Below are 26014 nucleotides of genomic sequence, written 5' to 3'. Positions count from 1 at the left end.
TGTTTTAGGAGCACGTAAAAACAAGAATAAGGAGATAGAAAATTTGATTAATTTGCTATCACGGTAGTAGCCCATTCACATGCAAATTGGAGTATCCTTTGGTGACAGTACAGTCCTTTGTTTCCATAAATGATATATCTACGGATAATTCCTCGGAATAGGTAGATATGTAAGAATTCAAAAATGCACCTTGATATCGATCTCCTGTATTAGATATAGATACAACTAAATCAAGGTCACTTGCAATTAGTTTTTGAATCATCTCGGCATAGTTGGTACAAATCATACAAATTCTTGGCATACCTCTTGTATTATTATAATTAACCTGCATTGGAAAATTCGATGCATTTATTATTCGGTATTTAGGATTAATCACATTAGCTTTTATATAGATCGTGGCATTATCATCATCGATTCCAGCGATTTCAGGCATTTTGGTACCAATGTTTGTTATGTTCATTAGAAAATTAAACACTTCTTTTTTTCGAACGCGTGCTATCAATCCATTGTAATTTGCTATCAAAAACAAAAGAATTACAGTTATTACGATTATGCTTCTCATTTATTATTAGAGGTAAATAAAAATTCGACTATATATTTATGATCTTGTTTTTTATGATAAGTCAGATTACAAGATAGTCTAAACTTATTCAAGGTCAGTTAGTAGACCTTAATTCTTAAATTATTTAGATGTCGATAATCATCATCGGTATGTTCAACGATAACATTTAATTGTAAAATTCTCTAAACAGATTTTTTTATTCACTACTAAAAAAGAACAAGGAATAGTTTTTGGTTATTGTAAGGATTTTGACCTTTCTCAAAATATCTGGATATTGTTTTAAGGACCTTTACACTGCTGTAAATTGCCTTAACCAATACTTATTGATATTCCAAATCCAATTATAAAACCTAAAATGGCTCCAAATGTCGTCAACCATTCCTTTTCCTTATGGGCCTTTGGTATCATGTCGTAGTGAAGCATATAAAAAATTCCTCCAGCGGAGAGTGCAAGAATTATGCCTATCGATACATACATTCCTTTCATAAAAACTAATCCAATAATACCCATTATAATAGGAATAATTGAAATTATGGCAGTTGCAATGAATATATTTTTTATTTTCTTAAGTTGCGACTTACTCTCCTTCATTTCGTGAAAAGAGGCTACACCTTCAGTCACGTTTTGGATTCCTATAAGAAGAGCAAGAGCAGCAGCAGAACCCATAGAGCCCACTGCAGCACCTATTGCTAACGATTCAGGTATAGAATCCATACCTATGCCAAGTAATATACCAGCTCCGCCGCCTTTCTTCTCAGCTAACCAATCTAAAAAAGAGAACAAAACTGCACCAGATATAAAAGCAACTATTGTCAGTAACAATCCAACCGACTTTTCTGCCTCTACTACCATTTCAAATATTGCTGCGGATATCAAGACACCCGCACCAAAAGAAGTTAGTGCTAAAACTGCCCTGCGTGAAAAATTTATTTTTTTGGCCATATATATCCCAAGAAAAGATGTGAACCCTGCAAAGGAGGTTAATGCTATAACTTGAATGAATTCAAATGAACTTGAGTTCAAACTTACTGTATCTGTGATCATGTGATGGTTATCTTGAACATTCACGAAGGATTTATTGATTTAGATAATATTGGATATGCATATATCATATTCAACTGAATCTAATAATATCGGTCACCTATGATCTTATTTCATCAGATTACTTTATCGTAGAGAACTAGAACAATATATACTAGAGCCAACTTTCTTGAACTTAACGCATTAGCAAAAATTCTCGCGATCATTTTTTATATATTAAGTGAAGATTAATTCTAAAAGGGTTATCATGGGATAATCAGGAACTTTTATTTATATATTCCACAATTGGTTATCAATGAAAATCATTAATGCTGTCTCTGAGCTACCTGGCATGATGCAGAAAGAAGTAGAGACCTTTCTTGAAAGTAAATTGAATTTGCAGTTGGCCACAGTTGATGAGCAAGGTGATCCAAACATTCAACCGGTCTGGTTTTATTATGACAGGGAAAATGAAAAACTCTGGATAAACACATCCAAATCAGCGAAGAAAACCCAAAATATCAGAAAAAGGCCAACTATTTATTTTTCTATAGATGATGAAAACCCTCCAGTTAGAGGAGTTAAAGGCAAGGGTATTGCAACCATAATAGAAGATCTTAACATAGTTGTACCATCAGGGGAGAAAATAAGTTTGAAATATCTTGGTACATTGGATCATCCTATAGCAAAAATGATCTCGGAAGAATCAAAGAAGGGAGAAGTTGTAATTGTTGAAATTAGTCCAAAGTTTTATTCTACATGGGACTACGGTAAAATTCAGTTTTGATCTTACCCACCACATTTAACTGCTTTACTAATAATTGAAAAAATATTTTCAGATAATCATTCATTGGTTGATGGGATATGAATACGGCTTTTTAATTGTATGCAGTATGCAGTAAGTATACTTTTCTAATGTTGGAAAGTATATTTTGAAAAGTACTAAACAGCAGAATTTACTTATTTGGCTAAATAATATAGTTATGGTTGGATCAATGCCGATCAACAAAATAGATTGCTAATGATCATGGTTCTGATGGGGGCTCCTACAGTCCTGGTTTTGATTAGGTAAAAGGTAAATTTTTGCAGAATATTTGATCTTGTGTAAAAAATTTTCTGCGATAGACGTCTTAGGAATTAACCACCCAGTAAAATTGATGAGATATTTCAACTTACAGGTAAAAGATAGTAATTCAAAAATCACAACAAACAAATTTTGCATTCCTAGGGATACTTCGTATCAAATATCTGTGAAATTCAAGAAAGACATGCAAACACTATGATTATTATTGTCACATTTGCTATTATGCGCTTTATAAACTATTATAACTTTGAATGAGAAGTGACAATACCTAACAATTATCCTCAGGAAATAGGTAATAACATATTTAACAGATTTATCATCCTGTCATATAGGTCCATTTATATTTTAATCAGTACGGTAATGACGGTGGCATTAGGAAAAAAAAGGAAAAATGCATCTAGAATATTTCAAAAATTACAAAAGGGTAATAATGTTGTTTCCTCCTTCTTATTAAAAATTTTTATTTATAAATATTTGAATAAATTAGGTTTTAAAAAGGAAACTTCAATAATCTATATCCCTAAATATGACTATAAATTTCATTGTCCACTTAATATGGCAGATTATATGAGCTTGTTTTCAAGAGAGGAAGCAATCTTGACAAGATTTGATCCTCAGCCAGCTGACATTGTTGTGGACATTGGTGCAAATATAGGTAGATATACAGTTATTGCAGCTAAAAAGGTGCGAAATGAGGGCTGCGTAATCTCTATCGAAGCTAATCCGGTAATATATGATCTTTTAACAAAAAATATTCAGTTGAACGAATTAACAAATGTTATACCACTAAACTATGCAGCTTTTTCTAAAAGAGCCAAAATAAAGTTCTTTGTTAATAAAGATCTAAGAAATAATCAATATGGAACAATAAATTCCGATATTGATAAATTTGCAAGCAAAGGCTTAGAACAACAAGTCTCCGTTGATGCAAATACTGTAGATTCTATTTTGTTGGAGAATGGTATCAAAATTGAGGACGTAAAATGGATGAAGATAGATGTAGAAGGTGCAGAATTTGATGTAATAAAAGGATCCAAAGAGCTAATATCAAATACAAAAAATCTTAGACTGATAATTGAGATACATAATTTATCAAATGGTATGACCTATCACAATGAAATTAAAGACTTTCTCGAATCTTTCGACTACAAGATAGATTTTGAAGAACGCAGACCAAGTGGCGAATCGCATATCATTTTCAAAAAGCAGATTGCGAAACAATAACTATATTCATACAGTAGAATAAAAAAGAAAAATTTTTGATTACGCTGTTCCAAAAATGAAAAATCTATTACATTTTAGTTAATTCATTCTCGATCTAAAATAATGTTCCTTCATTTAGCCTTCTTGAATGTTCTTCGATACCATTTGAAGTGATTTGAAACTCATCAGTCCCGATGCGAGAAACAAATCCGTCTCTTATCAATTTATCAAGGGCAGCTTCAAACTGGGGCGACTTTGATACCTCTGCTAGTGATTGATTTAATTCTTCCTCACTGATTAATGGCATTTGTTGATTAGCCATTATTAATAATTTTTCTAAGATCCTTCCCTGAATCTTGTTGAAAGTATTATTATTGGAATCCTTTGAATTTTGACCTTCAACCATGACTAGATTTATAATCTCTGGAGATATAAATTTATGAATAACAGTAAAAGAGACAATTCTGAATCTACCAAGACACAAATTTACATGCTCTATCAATAATAAAAGATAGAATTAGAATCAAACCGATTCATCGTATTCAAAGATTGTTTTTAAGTAACAGTCGTAAAATATTGGTATTTATACCTTATATTGATCAAGCAATTGGTATGCACAATTAATTAGGGTATAATTCTTGATCTGTATTATCTCCTTTCTTTTGATTACTTTAAATGGTTACATTTATGAAAAATATTGATCTATAATTGGCATATAATTTATATTTTATTCAAAGAATTTCACAAAAGAAGAATCAATAGTTATGTAGTCAACTTGATAACCAAGTTTGTACATTTAACCTATGAATCTGATATTTAAATTGTCTTTCTCTTTATTTGGCTCTGTTCATTTAACGATAAACCTATAGCTTGAAGATGTCCTATTTCTTTTATGATTAGCAGAAACAGAACACCTTCAAGGTATGTGTATTATGGCTTACATTTGTACTTTTCAGGTTTATCTTTAAGAAAAGCCTCGGAAAGATTGTCTCAGATGTATAAAAGAAACCATGTCTCCATCTGGAATTGGATTCAAAAATACAGGCCTCAAAAATTGAAAGCATCAAGAAGAAGAATTCTAGAATATATTGTAGACGAGACAATGTTGAAGGTAGGGTCAGAATACATCTGGCTTTGGGTGGCGATAGAGCCTGCAAACAGACAGATCCTCGCACTTTCTATATCCAAAGAGAGAAACATGTTTGTTGCAGAAAGATATCTTTCTAATTTGATCAAAGTTCATGGAAAGCACCCAGTTTCGACTGATGATGGAGGAGGTACTTGGTATCCCATGGCTTGTCAGTTTCTCAAACTCGATCACCATATTCATTCTTCTTACGAGAAAAGTGTAATCGAAAGAACGATGCAATATATCAAGGATAGAACCGAAAGTTTCGATGATTACTTTCCTTGCAGAGTAAAGAATTGTAAGTTGAAGCATGTACACAATTGGTTGCGGTTATTTATTGACTATCATAACAGAGAAATAAAACATGTTAACTGAACAGAGCCCTTTATTTCATCTGTATAGGAACGTGAACTGTTACCTGATGATAATATTTCTAAATTTTTTATGTCATTTCCAAGCGGTCATCCGTATGAAGGTTTGTCTCTAAATAATTTGATATAAAATATGAAATACTGTGCTTTTCATCTTTGTAACTAAATTATTTTTTTCTCATGCGTTTATATGATGCTGTATTACTCATAATCAATCTTGATTGCGTCTGACTATTGGTTGATATCGTATTGTTTTAATTCTCATTTCTATTATGACCACTCTATTCATAATTCTTATTGATTAACCTAGCAAATGAGAATTAAAACAATTTCTTCGTAATAGAATCAACCATTATCCATCAATTAGATAATTAATTGATGGATAATCAAATTAATATTGCCGTTTGCTATTTATTAATTATATGTTAATTGTCAGAATACCTCCTATTGTTCTTGACAGCAAAGATTAATTTCCTTACGGTAATTGAATTTTATTTCAATTGTGGACGGCAAGTTGTTAAAATGTATCTAATCGAACTGATTTATCTGATTAACAGGTTATCGGTTAAATAATAAACAAAAATATGCCTATTATAGAAAGAAAAGAACAGTTAATTGATCGAGTTTGTTTCAAAGGATTAGTTCCAGAGATATATTTGCCGAAATTTGGTTATGGTTACCATTAATTATATATGGAATCTAACTTAAACGGCGGTACAAATTATCATAATTGACTACTAACCCTAATTTATCTACTTCTAACTTTGCAACGAAACCAGTCTTCGGGATTTCGAATATATAAAATCCCTCATTAATTTTACTATATTTTTGTTGTTGCCGGATGAGATTCAATTCAGGAAAACTAATCCATAATACATCAATTTCCTGCATTTCACCCACCTCTAAATTCAATCTGTTTATTGATAACGTTTTGTAGATGGTGTAATCTGAAGATCAATATCATTTAAACCAGAGGCAGAAGCAAGATCCAAAACTGCAGAAAAATCGACGGTCTTTCATTGATACTTTTTCTCCAGTTTTGGTCTTGATCGATATCTAGATAAATATATCTAATCTCGCCATTAGATGTTTGCTGTTTAATCTTTACTGATCTAGTTCTCCAATTAGTGTCGGTAATAATTTCATAAATAATTAGTGTTGGTTTATAACCTAACATTGCTATTACCGTGCCTTTCATGATATTCATATCGATCTGAGATTTTAGGCTAAAGTATTCTATACTATACTCTTTATTATTATTATTTTCCCAAATGATAGTTGTCGTCATGATCGAGTACAAGTTTTGCCACTTGATGGATATTAGTATGTTGACTGAGCCTTTTACACCTGAACAGTATTATCAGGCTTGAAAAAATTATCTTGAATATGAGAAAACAACTATTGTATATTGTGAAATTGATATAAATAAAGAGAATAATTTTTGAAATGGCATTACTTATCCCGTAGAGAATAAAGGAAGAAGAATTTAATCACTGTAATAATTATACATTATATAGTTCAATTTTGCCTTTCTCATTCAAAATCTTTAAAGCTACAGCCTTGGCGCTAGCAAAGCTAGCATCTGCCAACATTCCGTCTGGTCCTACCCAATCTCCAATGATGTATAGGTTGTAAACTCCAGGTATTTCTATGCTTGGCCTATCTTCCATCATTCCATTATTATTTATAACAGTATTAGATGCTATCATACTAGGAAGAAATCTTTGCCTAACAACCATTTTTCTCCATCCGGGTTGAACTTCGTCTAATAGTCTCTCTAAATCCTGCTTATCTTGTAATGGATTTGGCTTGGTAGACGAATCCAAATATTTCATTGCATGAAATAAAACTCCATTTTCATCAGTCGACAATTTGGCAAACGCAGAATGCAGCGATAGATACAAAGGAGTGTCCATTCCATATGCACCATAGACTTCGGGATTAGGGAGATTGGTTAATGCTATATCTAATGTTGCCACCCTTGCAGGTCTATTGATTTTTTTCAGTCAAGGAATTTGAGATCTATCGAGATGTTGTCTTTTAATAGACTATATACATTAGAAGGATTAGTAGCGATAATTACATCGCGATACGAATGGATCGTATTATCCGATAGTCTAATTTTCCATAATTGTTGACTGATTGGTCTATCAAATCCATGATCCTGCTGAAGAGAAATTACGCTCTTACCAGACATGAACTTTACCCAATTCCTCTTTCCAATATCAACTAATTGATCTACCAAAGTTTGCCAACCCTCATCTAAATATATAACACTCCCTGCCACAGCTATTCTAATTTGATTTAATGCCAACATGGCACTCAAATTTTCTGAATTATGTGTATATGTAGAAATTCTGCCTAGCATTTTTATGAAATCTTTCGAGTCAGAGTTTTTGAAGTTTTTGTCCAACCATTCTTGAAAACTCAGTGAGTTGAGATCGTTAAGTTTAATTTTGTTTAATTTGCTAAAAAAAGTAGAACCTCTATCTTGCTGCCTATTCCATTGAGCAACTTTGTTGTTAAAAGTTGACTCCTCTTCATAGGCAATTTATACAATTTTCCTTTTTTTCTATGTAGTATTTAGAGAAATCAACCTTTTTTCCGTTGTATTTTACATTTAATTCGTTTAAGATTTTTGGTGCAATTCCATTGATATACAGAGCGTGAGCACCTTGATTGAAATAAAATCCATCTTTAAGTGTGGTTCTAGCCCTGCCCCCAAATTGACTCGATTTTTCTATGATAGTAACCTGTTTTCCATTTCGAGCCAAATAAATAGCAGATGTCAGCCCCGCTAAACCGCCACCAATTATAGCTATGTTTTTGACATTGTTATCTTTTATTTCATTGGTTGTTAACTTTACAATTTGGTTAGTCATCCAACTAGTTATGTACACAGTAATTTATTAATCTTTGGTTGGATGACCAACTAAATTTATATTAGTCATATGTCTATTATTGATAGATTGTGAAACTAAAATAGAGAAGGTAAATGCAATTTTGAAGACTTCACTAAAGGTTCTTGCTAAAAATGGATGTGAAAATACTACAATAGCAACCCTAGCAGCAGAGGCAGGCGTAAGTAGAGGTATTTTACATTATTATTTTTCTAATACAGAGGATTTGGTAAGCAAAGTCTTGGAATATACTTCTGAAAAAATTATTCAGTCCACGATAAAAGATATTCGAGGAAAAACTGTAGAAGAAATAACAAATAATATTATCAATGACAGCATTATGAGCTTTAAGGAGTATCCAGAATTCTATGTATTTTTATTTGAGATGTGGTGTGCTTCGAGGAGAAGCGATAAGATCAAAAATGAATTATTAATTTGCAGTGACAAAGTAACACAATCAATCAAGAAAGTGTTAGATGAAGCTATTCAAAACGGGTTACTACAACTTGATACAAAAAATACAGATGAAATGGCCAAAATACTTTTGGCTCTATTTAATGGAATCGCATTTGAGAAATTCATGCGCCCATCCAGGGATTTAGATGATAGAAAATATTGGATACAAGTTAGGAATATGATATCATCGTATCTAAAACCACATTAAATCCTTATGGTACAATAAAGTGGATTTGTACAACCATTGATTGTTTGATTATAATAACAATGATGAAAGTCGTCTATCACTATCAGAATTAATCCAATTACAAAAACGGAATTTTCCATATGTCATTCTATAAGTGCCAACGCCCAAGGATGCTGCAAATAATATTCTTTAGACCATGGTATGTCTAATGATTTCCATGACTCTCCAGAATTTACGGAAAAGAATATTCCTTTGTTATTCAAACAGTAAAATTCATCCTTATTCTTTGGATGAGATTCAAGGATAGAAATAACAGTTCCTTTTGATCCAGGCAGACCATCAATCGATGGAATCCAGCCGGCACCTTCTTCATCAGAATTGCGTCTATAAATGAAAGTTTCCGAATCTTGAATGGCGTGTGATTTCCAAGCATTACTAGAGGCAGATACTACTATGTTTTGAGGATCGTTATTATTCACCGCTATGCTGTATAGATAGGTATTATGTCCTAATCCCTTAACTTTCCTTTTCCATGTATTTCCGCAATCCAGGCTTTCGAAATAACCGTCACCTGCGGCCGAATACAGTCTGTGTGGAGCTTTTTTATGAGTTCTCAATGTATGAGAATCATATGGCCCATCCTTTGCCTTGTCTATCCAGGATCTCCCTCCATCAATACTTTTGATTAATGCACCGGCTTCGATAGCTGCAAAAATATTATCTTCGTTATTCACATCCTGCTCTATCCAACGAACATGATGTGTCCAAGGCCTTGGTGGAAATGACCATGTAGAAGACGATGGCAATTTATCAAATTCATCAATCTTTTCCCAGCTTTTACCACCATCAATTGACATGAATATCAAACTAGGTTCCATTCCCACCAATAACTTGTTAAATTCCTCTTTACCTCTCTTTATGGGACTCACTGAGAGAGACATTATTTGCGAATCCGGGATATCCAACGAGGTCTTTTCCCAACATTGACCTTTATCATCACTTTTCCAAAGTCCTTTATCAAATGTCCCACAATATGCTCTGTCAGGTTTGAGCGGATCAAATGCAACGCTGCTGGGATTTACATTTTTTAAACATTCATAAGTTTTCCAACCATCCTTTGTGGATCTTATCATTAGTAGGGTGTTTTGCATAGAAGCCAAAATAGTACAGGTCAATTCCCTTACTCCTAATTCCTCATGGTAATATTATTTAAGATTAATCGATGATTAGAAAGGTGATGGGTACATTTGTGCTAGCAAAATACTGAGCGGGATATCAAAATAACAACACCTTTTCAAACAAAAAGTCGGTCAATTCATGTACTAATTATAGTACTACCAAAGTAAATCTGCAAAATAAATTATTCTTTGGTTATTATATAAACAACTTACAATGAAATGCCCATCTATCTAAGTTATTTTTCATTGACGATAATTTTTTTTAATTAACATATTACAATTATTTTAGTAGAATGTGTTCTATTATGTCGTAGAATTAGATACATAGTGAATTAAATACTACCTGATATTTGGTATAAAAGTATGATATCCCAAATAGAGGTATTATACGGGATGATACAATAATACTGTTCTTTCAAACAGTAAGTCATTATAGAAGTGGGATTGGTGCGGGTGCCGCCGCTGCATGATGAACGTATTTAGATGATGTAGCATATACAATGAGCTTTAAGGAGGACTAAAGGAAGATCTAGCAATCATACGCCATCCAATTGGGATGGTCATAAATTGCTAATTATTGGAAAAAAGGTGTTTTATCCTTTTAAAATTTCTAATGTAGTTAAAAGTCATATCACTAAAACTGTACTGAGAATGAATTTCTTATGAGTAAGAAGAATTATAGTAGGATTTTCCCGGTTATTGTATCATTTACTGTGTTATATTTCATAGGTAATATGGATTATTTGTTCCTGTTTCTGGTCATGCAAGTCTTACTGCCTTTAATCCTCGACACTTTAAGCCATAAATTCTATTTTATCAATTTTAACGAAGTATCCATTACTTTTAACTAAAGGTCTGAATTAAAGACTAGTATTATTAAAGTCACAGATCTTAATTAACAATAGACAACAACCACCTTGACTTGGGATATTCTGAAAAAGAACTTATAGTATATCTAATAGATCTATACTGGCATCAAGCGATTATCTTTTAGATCGATTTGTTCTGTCTAAGGGTGATGGTGTGATTACCAAAGACTTTTGTTCTTTCTCATATGTTCACTAATAAACAAGTGTAAATTACTAATAATATCTATCTATCTATCTATTTAGACACAGTCGAATTTCAAATCTAAGTTAAACTATTATTAAAGATGGTCAAATTATACTTTATGTTTTTACATAGAAAGCAAAATTATTTATACATATTTTGCTTATTGACAATATTCTCAACTCTTTCATTGCTTGCTGTAGACACCGAATTGTTATCTTACTCGCAGGTTAAAGAGGGTGACGGCGATGAGTATAACAATATTTTTGTTATTCAAAATGTAAGTGACAATCTAGGTGATTCGGTATATCCTCAGACCGAATCATCAGAAAATAAGGTATTTGTTGTTTGGCAAGATAATCTATTTGGTCATAATCGAATGAATTATGATATCTTATTTAAAACAAGTAACGATGGTGGTCAAACTTTTGGAGATGTAATAAATCTTTCAAACAATACGGGATTTTCTGAACATCCACAAATGGCTGTCAACGGAAACAATGTTTACATAGTTTGGGCAGACGACACTTCACTTAATCGAGAAATTTATTTTATCACAAGTAACGATGGTGGTCAAACTTTTGGAGATGTAATAAATCTTTCAAACAATACAGCTGATTCGTATAATCAAGAGATTTCGGTATCAGGCGATAATGTGTACGTCGTATGGCAGGATGCTCAAAAACTTACACAAGGTAATAGTAGTATATCATTTATCGCAAGTAACGATGGTGGTCAAACTTTTGGAGATGTAATAAATCTTTCAAACAATGCTGGAAAGACGTCTTTTCCAAAGATTTCCTCCTCTCAAGAGAATGTGTATATAGCGTGGAATATTGATAGCGGTGATAGATCGATTGTAGGAGTAAACAACACGGAGGGAGGAATCTTTTTTGTTAAATCTCATGACAATGGCAGTAGTTTTGACAATGAAATTCGTTTAAACACCAATGAAAAGCCTGGCGAGTTGCAAATAGACACCAGCGATAACAATGTATATGTTGTTTGGGGTTCTCCTGATCCTTCTACTACTAATCATAATTCCGCTCAAGCATTAACAAACGAAAACATTAGTACCGATAATTTGACAGGAGATGGTATCTATTTTACTAAAAGCACAGATAATGGCAACAGTTTTACAAAACCGTCTTTTATACAAGGTCAATTTCTAAATCCTCTGAATGTAGACATTATTCATGACTCTGATAAATTAATTGTTGCAATACAAGCTACGCCGCTCGATAATACTGTCGAAGGAAATCAAGATATATTTCTTATGGGAAGCCAGAATATGGGAGACTCGTTTTTTAGTGAATCAGTTAATATAAGTAACAATGCTGGAATATCTGAGTGCCCTTCAATGACAATCTTATCATCCGACAATAAACTGTTTGTCGTCTGGCAAGATAGATCTCCTGGAAATAATGAAGCCCTATCAATAAAAACAAATTTGTAAATCACAACCGCGGGTCTTAATAAAACAATATAGCATCAAAATCTTAAAAATAAAAGATGCTTCTCTATTCTTTAGGTTTATATCTTCCTAGTAGTAGAGAGTTTGTAACTACTGTTACTGAACTCATGGCCATTGCTATACCTGCAAGGATTGGAAGCCAGCCAAATACTGAAAGTCCAAAAAAAGGAACAAGAATACCAGCTGCAACTGGAATTAATCCAGTATTATAAACAAAGGCCCAAAACAGGTTTTGTTTTATTTTTAAAACAGTTTTCCTTCCAAGTTCCAGTGCAGTTATTACATGTCGAATATCATTCTTAATTAAAATGATGCCACCAGTTTCTTTAGCTACATCAGTTCCAGAACCTATGGCAATTCCCAAATCAGCTCTTGCTAAAGCAGGTGCATCATTAATTCCATCACCTACCATGGCCACAACTTTATTTTCTTTTGTCTTCAAATCATCTACAATCGCTTCCTTTTGATGCGGCAATACCTGTGCTATTACCCTATCTATTCCGATCTTGGAGGCCACAGCCTTGGCAGTTCTTTCATTATCTCCTGTAAGCATTATTGGTTCGATCCTTTGTTTTTTTAATACTTCTATCACTTCTTTTGCTCCCTTTTTGATGGTATCAGATATTGCAATTATTCCAGACAAGCGATTATTTACCGAAACTAAGACGGCAGTCCTACCTTCTTGCTCCAGTTGTGCCAGTCTTGTTTCTACGTCTTTATCAATAGGCACTTTGTTGTCATACATCATTTTTCTATTTCCGATAATTATCTTTTGATTAGAGTATGCGGCTTGAAGGCCATGTCCTGCTACTGCCTTAAATGAATCGGGAGAAGCTATCGTTTCAATTCCTTCTTTTTTTGCTCTATCAATGACCGCCTGAGCCAATGGATGTTCAGACCCAGACTCTGCCATTGATGCTAGTTTTAAGAGTCCGAGATTATCGATCTGATCAAGTGATATAATATCGGTAACAGAAGGTTTTCCTTCTGTTAGTGTTCCAGTTTTATCAAATACTATTGTATTAACTTTACTTGCTATCTCTATCTGTTCACCACCCTTATACAAGATTCCGTTTTCAGCACCTTTTCCGGCACCCATCATTAAAGCTGCAGGAGTTGCCAATCCCAACGCACATGGACATGCAATTATCATTACTGACACAAAAGCCAGTATAGAATATGTCAATCCAGCGTTTCCTACAAAGTACCATCCAAGAAAAACTCCCACTGCTATTATTATGATTGCAGGAACAAAATATTTAGCAACCTGGTCGACCATTTTTTCCAGCTTTGCTTTTCCTGTTTTGGCTTCTTCCACTAAGGTAATGATGTGAGATAAGACTGTATCTTGACCAACTTTAGTTGCTCTTACTTTTAGTAAACCGTTCTTATTGATAGTAGCGCCTATTACCTCATCTCCTTTTACTTTGTCTACGGGTATACTTTCTCCTGTTATTGCAGATTCGTCTATGGATGAAGAGCCATCGATTATAATTCCGTCAGTTGGAATTCTTTCGCCGGGTCGTATAACCATCAAGTCTCCTTCTATTACTTCTTCGACTGGAATTTCTATTTCCTTGAATTCCTTTGAAACTAATTTTAGACCCGGATTATCCAATGTTGAACTTTCATTACTTTTATTTGTATCATTTTTTTCTCTTATAACTGCTCTTAGTACTCGAGCAGTTCGTGGCTTTAAATCTAGCAGCTTTCTGACAGCATAAGAGGCTTTTTCCTTTGTCTTTGTTTCTAGGAGTCTTCCTATCAAAATAAGCGTAATTATTATTGCAGCCGTCTCAAAGTATACCGCGGTAAAGGGAAAGTATCCCGGAATTAATGTAACTATTGCACTATAAACATATGCAGCAGTAGTACCTATTGCAATTAAAGTATCCATGTTCGATGCTTTAGCTTTAATACCATCCCAAAATCCCCTATAGAATCTCCAGCCAATCCAAAATTGGACAGGAGTAGACAGGATCAAAAGTATGTAATTCGTATATCCCATCATCTCCATAGGTAAAATATGCCCTAGCTGTGGGATCATATGAGGCAAACTGAGTAAAACTATGGGTATTGTTAGGGCTATGCTTATCATAACATGAACCTTTAACTTTTTTAGAGCCTTCTCAGGCTCGAGAAATTCGTTAAGACACTGAGATGAGCAAAAATAATATGTAATTCCATCCTTTTTATAATGAATTGAGCTTTCCTCTTCCTCAACAAACATACCGCAAATAGGATCTTTTGCCATATCATATATTGAAAGTAGAACATATATAACAACTGGGATTTACAAATGTAAAATACAAAAATCGAATCTGTCATATTAATAATGTATTACAAAATGCAAACAGTGTAGACATTGTAATTGCCTTGAATTTGGATACTCTTTGCTAGTTTATAAAGTCAAGATATTAAATTACGAATATACGATTAGATGGATATTGATATCGTATGATAAGATTCAGTTTAGAGCTGTTGGAATGTATTGCACAACTTGCAAACCTATTGTAGAAAATCAGTTGAGAAACAACAAGGGAATCAAGAAAATTGACATAGATTACATGACAGATAGAGTGATCATAGAATTTGATCTCTAACAAATATCGAAGAAATAAAGATGTCCTTAGAAAAATCAGGGTATGCATTCGTTAGGATCCCTCGTTATTGACTATATGTAGTAATTTATAGCCGTATCATAAAATTCAGGTTTTTATTGGTGCTATGATATGGTAAAACAATCCAAAAAGCATTTGGATTTCTTTCTCCTAAGTAGATCCAACAAAGAAATCTATACACACCAACATACTTTACAAATGTAAAAAGTAATATACATGATTATTACTAAAGGGTTAAGAGCTGTTGTCTATGCCACTAGAACTTGACGACATTGACGTATCTATTCTTAATTCAATTTTAGAAGACGGTAGAAAATCGTTCAGACAGATTTCAAGAGATACGGGAATAACTACTCCAACAGTAAAAGCAAGATATGAAAGACTCGTGAATATTGGATTTATTAAAGGTGTTTTACCAATCTTTGACTTTGAAAAAATAGAAGCGGGTGCAGTGAGAGAAAAAAAGAAGTTCGTTCAATTGGAAAGCCTGAAGGAAAATATAACTAAAAGAAAAAGGGATACCTCTCAGTTATATCAGAATAGTAGTAGTTTAAAAGATGAAATACGAGAAATTCAGAAAAAAATTTCAACTGGTATAGCGATAAATATTATTTGTGATTTCTGTGAGGGTCCCGTATTTGACAAACCTAAAATCCTCAAATTTGCAAATATTGAAAGGTTCTTTTGTTGTAATTCTTGCAAATCAGGCTACAGTCAAAAATACCGTGGTAGAATAGAGTCGATAAAACGAAAATATGAGGGAAAATCCGAGTTGGATGATTAACTCCTGTTATTTAGATCCTGTATCAGTAACCATACTTTGATGGATTTTGCTCTAGTTTTTGTCTACAAGCTGCAGAACACAAATAAATTTTGTTGCCATTAATTTTTGATACATATTTCGCAGTTTTTTCATCCACATTCATATTACAAACTGGATCTTTTGCCATGCTTTGTAATCAGTAAATAACATATTTAACTATGAGGCTTTACAAATGTAAATTTTCTAACACAAATATAAATCGTCATTGTAATTCAATTTATCTTATCTCCACTACATTGAACTTTATTTTCCGTAATTAGGATTTTCAAATGAAATAACAACATGGAGTTTCATAGACAAAAATTTACCTGGCAAGCGGTGAGTACATTTTAAATATAATATTTAACAATTAAACTCATTCATGTCCTATAACACGAAGCTAATCGATAAGAGCGAATTTTTGATGTCTTTTGTTGCAATAGTTGTAGTTACTTTGTCTTTAGGTTTTTATTTTATACCGAATGCAAATAATCTCTTAGTTACTGGAAACTATACTTTTATTGACGCTTTTGCTCAACAACAACAAACATCATTAAATATAACTAAAAATGATAACAATTCTACAAATATAAACAACAATAACAACAACACAATATCATCAAGTAATAGTTTTGATCAATCTCTGCAGGAGGATTTAATTAAACTTTATGATAAAGTGGAGCATTCTGTGGTGCAGGTTACACAAGATTCAAATTTACCTGGTGCATCTCGCTTGGGTTCCGGTTTTGTATATGACAAGGAGGGACATATAGTTACAAATTATCATGTTGTAGCAGGAGATACTATCAATAGAGAATTTGATGTTACATTCACTGATGGTACCGGCTATAAAGCAACAGTTGTTGGTGTAGATCCATTTGCTGAAATAGCCGTTTTAAAGATTGACGTAGAAAATAATATAGAAGTCATTGAAAAGTTGGAGCCATTATCGATTGGCAACTTTTCTGAAGTGGATGTTGGGCAAAGAGTTGCTGCTATAGGTAATCCTTTTGGACTGTCGGCTTCCATAACTGAAGGAATCGTAAGCGGTCTTGGAAGGGTTCTTCCGGCTTTGCCATCTGAAAATAGTCAAAGATCCATTATAGAAGATACACCTGCTTTTTCAATTCCCGATATAATACAAACTGATGCTGCAATAAACCCGGGAAATTCAGGAGGACCTTTACTAAATATGAAAGGCGAGGTTATAGGAATCAATACTGCCATTTTCTCTGCTACAGGTGTGTATTCAGGAGTAGGATTTGCAATACCTTCTTACTTGATACAAAAAGTGGTTCCCTCTATCATTGCTACGGGTGAATACCAACATCCTTACTTGGGAGTGTCTGGAACAGATATAAACTCAGATATTGCGGAAATGATGAACCTTCAGAATACTACAGGATTTTTGGTAATACAAGTTACCTCTGGAAGTCCCGCTGAGAAAGCTGGGATACGAGGTGGCTCAATATTGACAGAAATAGATGGAAGAGAGATAGAACTTGGAGGAGATGTGATCATTGGAATTGATGATAAATCAATTAGAAAAATAGATGATTTACTGTCTTATCTGGATAGAGAAAAGAAGGTTGGAGAAAATGTTACTCTTACAGTTATACGAAATGGGCAAGTACAAGAAATAGATCTGACTTTGGCTGCAAGGCCTAACTCTACAATTATAGACAATGCGCTTACACAGGAAATACAAGATGATAACAATCCATCTCTTGGAATAACAGGAATTAATGTTACACCTGAAATAGCTCGACAAATGAATGTACCCTCTAGCGTTATCAACGGAGGAGAAAAAGGATTTCTTGTCATTGATGTTCTTAGAAATGGTTCGGCTGAGGAGGCCGGAATTAGAGGAGGATATATTACTTCCAATATTAATGGAAATCAAATAGAACTTGGTGGAGATATAATACTTGAAATCGAGAATATTACAATAGGATCTGTAGAGGATATCAGAAAAGTACTTTCTACTAAACAAGTGGGAGACAGCGTTCAACTTACCGTATATCGAGATAATGACACAGTAGAGATCCCTGTTATATTAAAGGCGGGGCCTAAGCCGGATCAGACAGAAAATATTCTTCCTCCTTTTTCTCCAAATATTCCAAGGGACGAATTCCCATTCCAACAACCATTCAATCCTTTTGATGATTTTAGCGATGATATCTACAATCAATGCGTTCAAATAGTGGGAAAGGAGGCTTGTGATAGGCTATTTGGAAGATAGGAAAACAACTCTTTTTTTATCATATCAATAATCAAAAAGTTTCTTTTTTAGTATCCTTTTAGAGTTGTATTACATCTTAAAACAAAATGTCTGCGCTACATAACTGCTACGCTCTGATCGTATATTGTCTAACTTAAGTTGTGCGTGACTTGCTATCCGATTAAATATCTAACAGCTGGTTTAATGATAAATCCTAGTTTAGAAGTATTAAAGGCTCATTTTTTTAGTGAATAAGTATCCTTTGATAAAGGTTTTCAAGTCTCGTATTTTTTATGCCTGCAGGTGATGGAACAAGTAGCTGTGAATCTATTGCTATTTGATTATAGATTCACACGCATATAACCCCCAACACTTTTTCTCTAGGATATACTAAAATATTGTTACCACGGTTAATAAGCGAAATGTAGTAATTTTCAGAAGTTTATGAAATAATCGCAGAATCAGTTATCCAACATTATTTCATCCTTTCGATGTTTTATGTCATATACAACTATACTATTTAGAACTACAAATTAAATAGCTTTATACCAAATTAGATATCAAATTAAACAAATGATTTGTAGATCACTTATCTTACTCCGACTACTCTCGTACAAGTGCTTCGATTAATGATAAAAATTAGTAAAAGGAGAAGCATAATGGATATCTATTCATAACTCTGCTATTCTTAATATAATAGCATCGTATGCATAAGAATATCGAATCTTCCTATAATTAATGTAATAATAAATAGTACAACTAGGGAGAAAAAGATCAAAATGCGGATATTAGTGGATCAAAAAAAACCATATAGATGATGTGATTAGTAAATAGAATGTAACTGAAGTTATAAGGAAAAATTAGAATAGAAAGTTATTTCGATGTAGCGATCAATCAATGTCTGACGTTAATTTAGTTAAGATTGCATATAGCAATTCACAAAAAATATATAATTTGGATAGGTAAAATATCATATACATATACGACGGCAAGAATCATTCACTATATTCTTTTTATCAAAAATATAGTCTTTAAATTTGTCAAAGTAGGAAACTGCCAACGAATAAAAAAATAAGATCTCTGAAACTCATCGTTGTGAATTCATAATCGGTTTTTCCAATAAGTTTCTAAATCGCAATATCATAAATAAATATTTTCTAACAAAGAAAAATGATATTGAAGAAATCTAGAAGTCACTACATTTGCTATGTTGTTATAAAGTTTAAGAACTTACGACATATGGTAACATCTAAAAAAACATGCAAAATAAATTCAATATATTATTCTTATATACACATATTCAAACCAGTTGTTAAATATGGTTTAATTTTTAATGATGCAAACAGCATAAAAAATTATAAATAGTGATACTTTTACCTTTGACTTGATGTCGTTAATAATTATTGCGTATATTTATAGTATGTTTTTACATATTTGTTATGAGTACCACTGGTTTTCTATCTACACAAAAAATTCCGCAAGAGGCAACTGAATTAAATAAATTAACAAAGGTTTCCTCGGGTTATATGGAATTAAGTAATTTTAGAAATTCCGATACCCATAGAGGTTATTTTTGTTATAATTGTATATATTTTATGAAGCCAAATCATTGTGCGATTGTTACAGATGAGGGTCAAGATCTACATGGACAGACATCAAATGAGATAGCCCCACATGGAATATGTTCTTTATGGGCCCCAAACGAAGAGGAGATAAAATAAGTTGTCAGATAAGAATGTTGTCGAAAAAGCTGTAGATGTTGTTGGGAATTCAACCAAATTTCAAAAACAATCAAAACTGCAAACGGGATATCTTGAAAGAGAGGAATTTAAAACATCCGAGTTACGCAGAGGTTATTTTTGTTATAATTGTATCTATTGGATAGATTCAATGGGTGGAAGTGTATGATCGTGTCAGACGAGGGACCGGACATTTTTGGAAAAAATTCAGGGGTAATAGCCCCACATGTTTGTTGTAATGGATATGAACCAAATAAAGATAATATAAATGATAATTAATAACTACTTCATCTCAATTTGTCTTCGATCTCATCGGATCGTTCCAATCACCTAATAAATAGAGAGAGCATATTCATCAACTATGCCTGTGTTGACAATGCCATGTTGTATTCACCTAACCATGGTCGGTAATAGTAATTTATGTACACAGGTAAATTTTTTTGCTATTTTTGGTTTCAATAAATCAATTAATGAACCGAATTTATATAGTTTAGTAACCTTTCATTGTGCTTAATTTATCTGGTTTGAAATTTATTTGGAGTAGCACACATGTAGAAATAAAAAGATAAAAGTTTAGTCTCTATACACATCCTGCGAGTAATTGATGCGACTAGATATATTGCTTATATGTATGTAAGAATTATTATTTTAATATTTTATAATTTCACTGCTGAGGTAACCTATATATGGTTGTAGAGTCCTGAGTAGACAAGAACTACCACCTGTTACACCATATCGGATCTTTGTATTGTCGATATCTGCGAAAAGGAAAGTCTGATGCGATTGGAGTTTGTGTACATGCTAGAATCTTTCTTACCAATATCAGGTAAGGCTGCAATACCAATTATCCTAGAATTGTCTGTAAATTGGTATTAATTGGATTATTTGTCACAGATCATTCAGTATTATACTATAGTGATAGTAATACTAACAAATATTAATAGCTCGGATTTAGCTTGTTATCTACAATCTAAAAAATAGATGGTTATTTGGATGAATAACTTTGTTCTTAATCCAATGCGTCTCTAATTTTTACTTTTGCCTTATTTAATGTTTCAGAACTGGGCTTTCCTTCTGCGTGATCTTTAGCTGTTTGTGCTTTGGCTTCTGCGTCCTGAGATGCATTTTTCATTTTCTTTGCAACGTCATCAATAACATTGTCTGTCATTAAATACGAATAGTTAATATTGTTTATATAATTAATAATAATCTTTATCAACTGTATAAATACATAATTCTAATTTTTTGCATCAAGGTAAAGATCAGATTAGTTAATACAAATCATCGATAATATCAATGATATCCACTATGCATACTTTATAATCTTTATACTGCAATCTAATTGTACGTAAACATGATTCAAAATCAGTGTTTATGAGCATTACCTTGAGGGTTTAGTATTATTGATTGTGTTGTACAATAATGTTATTATTCTAAGAACCTTATTTTATCATTCTGCAAAGATGGATAACAAGAGAGTATTATGAAACTTAATTTGATATGTTTTGGCATGACATTCAAAAACTTCTTCTCGTTATCACAATTTGTATCAATTCTTTTATTTAGCTATGAATTTGTAATTATGGTTAAACAGTGGAGGATTCTAGAATAATGAACTCAAGCCAATGCAAAATTATGTTCATATGGATATGGAGATACAGATCATGAAATCAGTAATAATTGTATTTTATTCAAGAACAAAACCAAATGGGGAAAGTCATAGTCTGCAACAGTTGTAGACATCGAGTCAGTCACTATAGCTAATATATTTACTCTACAATACTGTTACAGTTTCTAATATTGTGTCTAGTCAAGAATTTATTGATTAAATCTATATGCTTTTGTTGATATAGAATAATCGCCATAAACAAAGGCATATTTCTGAAACTGTTGAATCGTGATATTTTGTTGTTGATATCTGAATGAAGTGAATTTTTATAACCCCGATAACAGTTGCTTATGATATTCAAAAAAATAATTTCATCTTCTATACTTAGAGCTTCACTAAATCTTTTTAGCTCATAAATTGTATTATTATATTGTGCATTCAATATGATGTCGGATTGTATTGTTGTAGCAGTAGAATCTTGAAATATTTTTTCCTCAATAATATCATATTCAAACTTTGTACATCTATGCAACAAATCTTTACGTATTTGATTTATGGATTTGGAATTGTTAAATAAAATACTGAGAATTATAGGTTCAATTGTTATTGAGTTGGATAGACTAGATGATGCATGACCGTATAGTTTAGGAATTAGAAATAACTTGCTGAAAATTTGTTTATCTTTTTTACCTAGTTCTTTCCTGAAATTTGTCCATTCTAGTCTTTGAATATCTATTAACATCCTGAACGAGGGAATGGAGCGACCCATTAGCTTATTTAGTATTATTTTTTGGAATTGATATTGAATCTAAAAGCACATTAATACAGATCAATTCATTTCTATTTGCCATATTCATATCCGTTATTTGGTTTCTAGAGTGTGTGCGTTAGTAGTTCCATTTCAACTGTTTCCTTATTTTTATCTGAAACCTGTTTTATATCGATAGCAGTATCAAATTTGGATACAATACAGCTATCGCTATTGCATACTATATTTGCAACTTCATTGTAAGTTAGAATTTCTAATATTTTCCTCTTTATATCGTTGAATTCTTTAAATGCATTAGTAAAAGTATTGTCTGTCTGACGCTGTTGCTGCCACCACCTTAGTAGTTGATTTTGCTGTTTCTCATTATACGACCTATCAATTTCTGTTTGCAAAGTATTATGCACTCCTTGAAATGATCCGATCAGTTACTTTTTATTGCGCTGGGGTAATTTTTGAAGTCTCTTCATTTGTTTTGTTGTGTTTGTGATGGACAATTCTATTAATTTCTTAGGTTTATTCATACAGGTGTATGTTAAAACATGTTTATAAGTATTACGCAGTGTAATATATGTACACATAGGGTAAATTGTTAAATATTAGTATTCAGTACCGATCTGGCATGTACATAAGTTATTATCTCATTCTACATCCACTTCTTCAGAACTCGTGACGTTACGTATTAGAATAGTTAAGAGTCCTCTACGAAAAATGGAAAAAACTTGTTATACTACTCCATACACGGTTTTAATATTAACAAGAATCAAAATTTCTTAAATATTCCTGAATCCTAGTATATAGTGCAGTAGTGTATGAACACTCAGGAATGTATTGTCACAAAACTGGATATAAGAAAATTTGGCAAAGAGAATGTCCCCTCGCACATAATATCTACAATCCTTGATTCTGCAAGATATAGTGGTAGCGGTCTAAATACTCAACATTGGAGATTCATAGTTATAAAGGAACAAGATAACCTAAAAAAATTGTCAGACGACAGCACTAGCGGAAAATGGATAGGTGGAGCAAATTTTGCTATTATAGTATTGACAGATCCAAAGTATGTTTTCATCTACTTGATGCAGGAAGGGTTATACAGAATATGCAGCTAGCAGCGTGGGATAATGGAATTGGATCAGGAATATATACTGACATACGCGAAGATAAAATGAGAGACGATTTTAAAATTCCTACGAATTTGAGCATTTCTGCTGTTGTAGGTTTTGGATTTCCTAAAAAGTCTATTACAGGGAAAAGAAAAAATCGTAAACCGCTAAACGAATTGGTTTTTAACGAATCTTATGGAAATTCTGAAGGTGTAACCTAACCCAGTATCGAACTCAAAATGTTATAGTGAACGAATAAATAAATAAATAGCACAAATCCTTGTCATGACTCATCGTTACAATGAAAGATAGTCTCAAATCTGAATTTTGAATTTGAGTTAATTAACAGGTAAAAGTCAATCATACATTGTTTCTTGTTAAAGAGGGTATGATGACGATTACGGTTATGAGAATGATGATAATAATGATGGCATTTGCAGCATAAATAATACTATCAGCCGACATAATTTATAAACACGTTATAAGCGATGTTGGCCAAAGTTATCTAAGATCTATTAAAAATGAATCATCATATCAACAACTTATCTTCAATAATCATACATATGTTGTTGCCGTTCAACATTTTCTATTTATGGATTGCTCTTGGAATGACAATCTTATTTAAAGGATTAATGAGAAATAATTTTAACTAGTGTTACAATCCAATAATGTCATAATTTGGTATCATTTCATAGCTCTCGAGGGTTAATGTGTAATAGCTTACTGGAATCCTTAAATTATAGTGTTGTTGGTTTAGTTGTGCTGTTTTATAATGTTTCTAATTCTTTTTGTAAATGCTCTATTGCAAAATCTATTGACATCTCGCATCTCAAAATTGACAACATTTTAAGCTCGTGTCAACTCTTTTCTGGGATTTATTTTTGACCCTTACTTCTTTTCGTGCATTGATAATCCGTAAATAGAGAGTGAGTGAGTGAGTGCGAATGTACCGTACAGATAACACTCATTCTAAATTCGGCGTAGGCGGCAAAAAAAATTTATGAATTATTACTTTCTTGTAGTCTTTACATCATTTAGAGTAAATGTACCTATATATACATCACCCAAAGTACTATGTGCTAATATTCCACTTCCATTAAAGTTAACAGTTCCGTTCGTTACATTTTTTAAAAGTGTATTTGGTACAAATTTCCTGTCTCCAACTTCCCAGATATTCTTGGTTACATTATCAGTAGATTGTTCATCTGTAATCTCTTCAAAAGATATGATATCTGCAGGTTTTGAGAGATTGAAAGTTACTGTCCCTGAATAGGCTGTGCCGTCACTAGAATTTTGAAAAATTATTACTTGATGAGATTCATGTCCTTTTGCATTATGGGGTACCGATGACGATGATTGATTTTGTTGCTGTTGTTCTTCCTCTTGCTGAGCTGATACTATGTTGTTTCCATTTTCTACTGATACTATTTGACTAGTAGCAAATGTTAAACTAGCCAACGCTACTATAAATAAACCATATAAAAATATGTCTTTAACATTGTTATGTTTCGTATGCATTTTCATTCAACATCAATTAAATGTTGGTAATTAAAGCATTTCTTTAATGATTACTAAATTTATCAACAGTTTTTAATAAAGTGATGCTTTATGAATCCATGACCAAGATCCTTTCAACTTCTTATCGTCTATAATGCTTGTTAGATTATAATTTTCCTGTTTATTCAACCTGCTACAGTTTAGAATCGATAGTATTATACTGATAAATGTTTTTGATAATATGAAACTATTATGTAATAAGACTTGAATGAAGATTACCTTGAAGAATTAGTTGACAATATTTGTTGTACTGCTCTATACTGCGATTCATTTTTTTATTATTGATGACGGTATTTGATATACTTTTAGTCAATGTGATCATCTTACATGATGTTTCTTACGTTAATGGAATAATGTTTGTAGGATTCGGTGATTTCCTTTTGTTTTGTTTATATCCGAATAAATATGATATTATAATAGATATTCATCAATTTCAATTATATGATTGATCGGCTAGAATTCGAAATTGCATATAGAAAAGAGATGTACTTAGTGGTTGATGAAAAAATTAGCGATGGATCAAGATGACATAAAAAAATAATTTATGATATGCTTGAGAACTTTGACATTTTGTTTCATTACAAGATCAATGTATATCAAATTCTATAACAGTTGAATGGTTTTTTGCTAGTAAATAAATTTTTGATTCTAAAGAATATTGTTGGTTGTCGAATTGCATGATGTCATGATCGTTTCTTAAATTGGGTATTTACAGACCAATTTTTTCTAATGCACATATGATTTCACCATCAACATGCACGCATTATTGTATCAAATGAAATAGGATAATTGCCAACCCCTAAGGCATTAAACCTAGTCCCATTAAAGAAAAAATAATCAACACAAAAGTTGAAACACACAATATCTTGAATTTAAATATATTTCACTTTAGTAATATCTTAGACTAGATATGAGTAAATAAGTAGTCTTATTAATTGGAGTTTATAATTAGGGAAACGTTAAGATTACAAACTAATGT

At 32.4% G+C, this 26014-nt stretch carries 27 protein-coding genes; 12 read left to right on the top strand and 15 right to left on the bottom strand.

The genetic code is table 11. The annotated features are described in order from the left end of the window. Nucleotides 1-58: 58 nt before the first annotated feature. Together NFRAN_RS06860 and NFRAN_RS06855 are read right to left on the bottom strand one after the other, a co-directional pair. Nucleotides 59-562: a hypothetical protein gene (locus NFRAN_RS06860; protein WP_145988047.1), complete on the bottom strand. Its 504-nt coding sequence runs from the start codon at nucleotides 560-562 to the stop codon at nucleotides 59-61. 309 nt (nucleotides 563-871) lie between these two features. Then, the gene (locus tag NFRAN_RS06855; RefSeq protein WP_134484105.1) at nucleotides 872-1606 is read right to left on the bottom strand and encodes a ZIP family metal transporter; all 735 of its coding nucleotides are present in this window, start codon (nucleotides 1604-1606) and stop codon (nucleotides 872-874) included. A 292-nt stretch (nucleotides 1607-1898) separates the two neighbouring features. On the opposite strand from NFRAN_RS06855, the gene NFRAN_RS06850 reads away from it, so the two are divergent. Next, nucleotides 1899-2369, top strand: a complete 471-nt coding sequence (locus tag NFRAN_RS06850) for a pyridoxamine 5'-phosphate oxidase family protein (RefSeq protein ID WP_134484103.1) — start codon at nucleotides 1899-1901, stop codon at nucleotides 2367-2369. Nucleotides 2370-2924: 555 nt separating this feature from the next. Beyond that, nucleotides 2925-3890, top strand: coding sequence for an FkbM family methyltransferase (locus tag NFRAN_RS06845; protein WP_134484101.1), 966 nt, complete (start codon nucleotides 2925-2927; stop codon nucleotides 3888-3890). A gap of 94 nt (nucleotides 3891-3984) precedes the next feature. Here the strand turns inward: NFRAN_RS06845 and NFRAN_RS06840 are convergent, their stop codons facing one another. Then, a complete protein-coding gene (locus tag NFRAN_RS06840) occupies nucleotides 3985-4275 on the bottom strand; it encodes a hypothetical protein (RefSeq protein ID WP_134484099.1) in 291 nt (96 codons plus the stop codon). Nucleotides 4276-4761: 486 nt separating this feature from the next. Here NFRAN_RS06840 and NFRAN_RS06835 point away from each other — a divergent pair, with 486 nt between their 5' ends. Beyond that, the gene (locus NFRAN_RS06835; RefSeq protein WP_134484097.1) at nucleotides 4762-5373 is read left to right on the top strand and encodes a DDE-type integrase/transposase/recombinase; all 612 of its coding nucleotides are present in this window, start codon (nucleotides 4762-4764) and stop codon (nucleotides 5371-5373) included. Nucleotides 5374-6068: 695 nt separating this feature from the next. Here NFRAN_RS06835 and NFRAN_RS14345 read toward each other — a convergent pair. The 5 genes from NFRAN_RS14345 to NFRAN_RS06810 form a co-directional block, all read right to left on the bottom strand. Continuing rightward, complete coding sequence (locus NFRAN_RS14345; protein WP_269472339.1) at nucleotides 6069-6290, bottom strand: putative glycolipid-binding domain-containing protein; 222 nt, start codon at nucleotides 6288-6290, stop codon at nucleotides 6069-6071. A 43-nt stretch (nucleotides 6291-6333) separates the two neighbouring features. After that, nucleotides 6334-6657, bottom strand: a complete 324-nt coding sequence (locus NFRAN_RS14340) for a putative glycolipid-binding domain-containing protein (RefSeq protein ID WP_134484093.1) — start codon at nucleotides 6655-6657, stop codon at nucleotides 6334-6336. A gap of 214 nt (nucleotides 6658-6871) precedes the next feature. Beyond that, a complete protein-coding gene (locus tag NFRAN_RS06820; RefSeq protein ID WP_134484091.1) occupies nucleotides 6872-7348 on the bottom strand; it encodes a hypothetical protein in 477 nt (158 codons plus the stop codon). Between the two features lie 23 nt (nucleotides 7349-7371). Next, entirely contained in the window at nucleotides 7372-7737 is a 366-nt protein-coding gene (locus NFRAN_RS06815; RefSeq protein WP_134484089.1) for a hypothetical protein, read from the bottom strand. 172 nt (nucleotides 7738-7909) lie between these two features. Next, complete coding sequence (locus tag NFRAN_RS06810) at nucleotides 7910-8251, bottom strand: oleate hydratase (protein ID WP_134484087.1); 342 nt, start codon at nucleotides 8249-8251, stop codon at nucleotides 7910-7912. A gap of 121 nt (nucleotides 8252-8372) precedes the next feature. On the opposite strand from NFRAN_RS06810, the gene NFRAN_RS06805 reads away from it, so the two are divergent. Next, on the top strand, nucleotides 8373-8933 hold the full coding sequence (locus tag NFRAN_RS06805) for a TetR/AcrR family transcriptional regulator (RefSeq protein WP_172602188.1): 561 nt from the start codon (nucleotides 8373-8375) through the stop codon (nucleotides 8931-8933). Between the two features lie 122 nt (nucleotides 8934-9055). Here the strand turns inward: NFRAN_RS06805 and NFRAN_RS06800 are convergent, their stop codons facing one another. Continuing rightward, nucleotides 9056-10087 carry a WD40/YVTN/BNR-like repeat-containing protein gene (locus NFRAN_RS06800; RefSeq protein WP_134484083.1) on the bottom strand — a complete coding sequence of 344 codons (1032 nt, stop codon included), beginning with the start codon at nucleotides 10085-10087 and terminating at the stop codon, nucleotides 9056-9058. 1219 nt (nucleotides 10088-11306) lie between these two features. Between NFRAN_RS06800 and NFRAN_RS06795 the strand changes: the two genes are divergently transcribed. Next, nucleotides 11307-12596 carry a sialidase family protein gene (locus NFRAN_RS06795; protein WP_134484081.1) on the top strand — a complete coding sequence of 430 codons (1290 nt, stop codon included), beginning with the start codon at nucleotides 11307-11309 and terminating at the stop codon, nucleotides 12594-12596. A gap of 64 nt (nucleotides 12597-12660) precedes the next feature. Here NFRAN_RS06795 and NFRAN_RS06790 read toward each other — a convergent pair whose 3' ends face one another. Then, entirely contained in the window at nucleotides 12661-14868 is a 2208-nt protein-coding gene (locus tag NFRAN_RS06790) for a heavy metal translocating P-type ATPase (protein ID WP_134484079.1), read from the bottom strand. Between the two features lie 139 nt (nucleotides 14869-15007). Between NFRAN_RS06790 and NFRAN_RS14445 the strand changes: the two genes are divergently transcribed. Together NFRAN_RS14445 and NFRAN_RS06780 are read left to right on the top strand one after the other, a co-directional pair. Beyond that, nucleotides 15008-15217, top strand: coding sequence for a heavy-metal-associated domain-containing protein (locus tag NFRAN_RS14445; RefSeq protein WP_425321213.1), 210 nt, complete (start codon nucleotides 15008-15010; stop codon nucleotides 15215-15217). 268 nt (nucleotides 15218-15485) lie between these two features. Next, nucleotides 15486-16019: a winged helix-turn-helix transcriptional regulator gene (locus NFRAN_RS06780; RefSeq protein WP_134484075.1), complete on the top strand. Its 534-nt coding sequence runs from the start codon at nucleotides 15486-15488 to the stop codon at nucleotides 16017-16019. 22 nt (nucleotides 16020-16041) lie between these two features. On the opposite strand, the gene NFRAN_RS06775 is transcribed toward NFRAN_RS06780, so the two are convergent. Next, nucleotides 16042-16185 carry a YHS domain-containing protein gene (locus NFRAN_RS06775; RefSeq protein ID WP_134484073.1) on the bottom strand — a complete coding sequence of 48 codons (144 nt, stop codon included), beginning with the start codon at nucleotides 16183-16185 and terminating at the stop codon, nucleotides 16042-16044. A gap of 234 nt (nucleotides 16186-16419) precedes the next feature. Between NFRAN_RS06775 and NFRAN_RS06770 the strand changes: the two genes are divergently transcribed. From NFRAN_RS06770 to NFRAN_RS06760, 3 genes are all read left to right on the top strand, one after another. Further along, nucleotides 16420-18279 carry a trypsin-like peptidase domain-containing protein gene (locus NFRAN_RS06770; RefSeq protein WP_134484071.1) on the top strand — a complete coding sequence of 620 codons (1860 nt, stop codon included), beginning with the start codon at nucleotides 16420-16422 and terminating at the stop codon, nucleotides 18277-18279. Nucleotides 18280-19697: 1418 nt separating this feature from the next. Then, the gene (locus tag NFRAN_RS06765) at nucleotides 19698-19979 is read left to right on the top strand and encodes a hypothetical protein (protein ID WP_134484069.1); all 282 of its coding nucleotides are present in this window, start codon (nucleotides 19698-19700) and stop codon (nucleotides 19977-19979) included. Between the two features lies 1 nt (nucleotide 19980). Further along, nucleotides 19981-20166 (top strand): hypothetical protein, encoded by a 186-nt coding sequence (locus NFRAN_RS06760; protein WP_134484067.1) that lies wholly within the window; start codon nucleotides 19981-19983, stop codon nucleotides 20164-20166. Between the two features lie 840 nt (nucleotides 20167-21006). On the opposite strand, the gene NFRAN_RS13760 is transcribed toward NFRAN_RS06760, so the two are convergent. From NFRAN_RS13760 to NFRAN_RS06750, 3 genes are all read right to left on the bottom strand, one after another. After that, nucleotides 21007-21165, bottom strand: a complete 159-nt coding sequence (locus NFRAN_RS13760) for a hypothetical protein (protein WP_172602187.1) — start codon at nucleotides 21163-21165, stop codon at nucleotides 21007-21009. 601 nt (nucleotides 21166-21766) lie between these two features. Further along, a complete protein-coding gene (locus tag NFRAN_RS06755; protein WP_134484065.1) occupies nucleotides 21767-22375 on the bottom strand; it encodes a hypothetical protein in 609 nt (202 codons plus the stop codon). Between the two features lie 104 nt (nucleotides 22376-22479). Beyond that, a complete protein-coding gene (locus NFRAN_RS06750) occupies nucleotides 22480-22767 on the bottom strand; it encodes a hypothetical protein (protein ID WP_134484063.1) in 288 nt (95 codons plus the stop codon). A 417-nt stretch (nucleotides 22768-23184) separates the two neighbouring features. On the opposite strand from NFRAN_RS06750, the gene NFRAN_RS14135 reads away from it, so the two are divergent. Together NFRAN_RS14135 and NFRAN_RS14130 are read left to right on the top strand one after the other, a co-directional pair. After that, nucleotides 23185-23484, top strand: coding sequence for a nitroreductase family protein (locus NFRAN_RS14135; protein ID WP_197731149.1), 300 nt, complete (start codon nucleotides 23185-23187; stop codon nucleotides 23482-23484). After that, on the top strand, nucleotides 23475-23699 hold the full coding sequence (locus NFRAN_RS14130; protein ID WP_197731148.1) for a nitroreductase family protein: 225 nt from the start codon (nucleotides 23475-23477) through the stop codon (nucleotides 23697-23699). Before NFRAN_RS14135 ends, NFRAN_RS14130 begins: the two co-directional genes overlap by 10 nt. Nucleotides 23700-24486: 787 nt before the next feature. Here NFRAN_RS14130 and NFRAN_RS06740 read toward each other — a convergent pair. Then, on the bottom strand, nucleotides 24487-25002 hold the full coding sequence (locus tag NFRAN_RS06740) for a hypothetical protein (protein WP_172602186.1): 516 nt from the start codon (nucleotides 25000-25002) through the stop codon (nucleotides 24487-24489). Nucleotides 25003-26014 lie beyond the last annotated feature (1012 nt).

Origin of the sequence: Candidatus Nitrosocosmicus franklandus (assembly GCF_900696045.1) — an archaeon.
Classification (GTDB): Archaea; Thermoproteota; Nitrososphaeria; order Nitrososphaerales; family Nitrososphaeraceae; genus Nitrosocosmicus; species Nitrosocosmicus franklandus_A.
The sequence above is the reverse complement of the archived record's forward strand: the minus strand, read 5'-3'. Positions and strand labels throughout refer to the sequence as shown.

Bases quoted from the DNA above. Each gene is read 5' to 3' on its own strand.
- NFRAN_RS06860 (WP_145988047.1), bottom strand. From the start codon at position 562: ATGAGAAGCATAATCGTAATAACTGTAATTCTTTTGTTTTTGATAGCA.
- NFRAN_RS06855 (WP_134484105.1), bottom strand. From the start codon at position 1,606: ATGATCACAGATACAGTAAGTTTGAACTCAAGTTCATTTGAATTCATT.
- NFRAN_RS06850 (WP_134484103.1), top strand. From the start codon at position 1,899: ATGAAAATCATTAATGCTGTCTCTGAGCTACCTGGCATGATGCAGAAA.
- NFRAN_RS06840 (WP_134484099.1), bottom strand. From the start codon at position 4,275: ATGGTTGAAGGTCAAAATTCAAAGGATTCCAATAATAATACTTTCAAC.
- NFRAN_RS06835 (WP_134484097.1), top strand. From the start codon at position 4,762: ATGATTAGCAGAAACAGAACACCTTCAAGGTATGTGTATTATGGCTTA.
- NFRAN_RS14340 (WP_134484093.1), bottom strand. From the start codon at position 6,657: ATGACGACAACTATCATTTGGGAAAATAATAATAATAAAGAGTATAGT.
- NFRAN_RS06815 (WP_134484089.1), bottom strand. From the start codon at position 7,737: ATGCTAGGCAGAATTTCTACATATACACATAATTCAGAAAATTTGAGT.
- NFRAN_RS06810 (WP_134484087.1), bottom strand. From the start codon at position 8,251: ATGACTAACCAAATTGTAAAGTTAACAACCAATGAAATAAAAGATAAC.
- NFRAN_RS06790 (WP_134484079.1), bottom strand. From the start codon at position 14,868: ATGGCAAAAGATCCTATTTGCGGTATGTTTGTTGAGGAAGAGGAAAGC.
- NFRAN_RS06780 (WP_134484075.1), top strand. From the start codon at position 15,486: ATGCCACTAGAACTTGACGACATTGACGTATCTATTCTTAATTCAATT.
- NFRAN_RS06775 (WP_134484073.1), bottom strand. From the start codon at position 16,185: ATGGCAAAAGATCCAGTTTGTAATATGAATGTGGATGAAAAAACTGCG.
- NFRAN_RS06770 (WP_134484071.1), top strand. From the start codon at position 16,420: ATGTCCTATAACACGAAGCTAATCGATAAGAGCGAATTTTTGATGTCT.
- NFRAN_RS06765 (WP_134484069.1), top strand. From the start codon at position 19,698: ATGAGTACCACTGGTTTTCTATCTACACAAAAAATTCCGCAAGAGGCA.
- NFRAN_RS13760 (WP_172602187.1), bottom strand. From the start codon at position 21,165: ATGACAGACAATGTTATTGATGACGTTGCAAAGAAAATGAAAAATGCA.
- NFRAN_RS06755 (WP_134484065.1), bottom strand. From the start codon at position 22,375: ATGGGTCGCTCCATTCCCTCGTTCAGGATGTTAATAGATATTCAAAGA.
- NFRAN_RS14135 (WP_197731149.1), top strand. From the start codon at position 23,185: ATGAACACTCAGGAATGTATTGTCACAAAACTGGATATAAGAAAATTT.
- NFRAN_RS14130 (WP_197731148.1), top strand. From the start codon at position 23,475: ATGCAGCTAGCAGCGTGGGATAATGGAATTGGATCAGGAATATATACT.
- NFRAN_RS06740 (WP_172602186.1), bottom strand. From the start codon at position 25,002: ATGAAAATGCATACGAAACATAACAATGTTAAAGACATATTTTTATAT.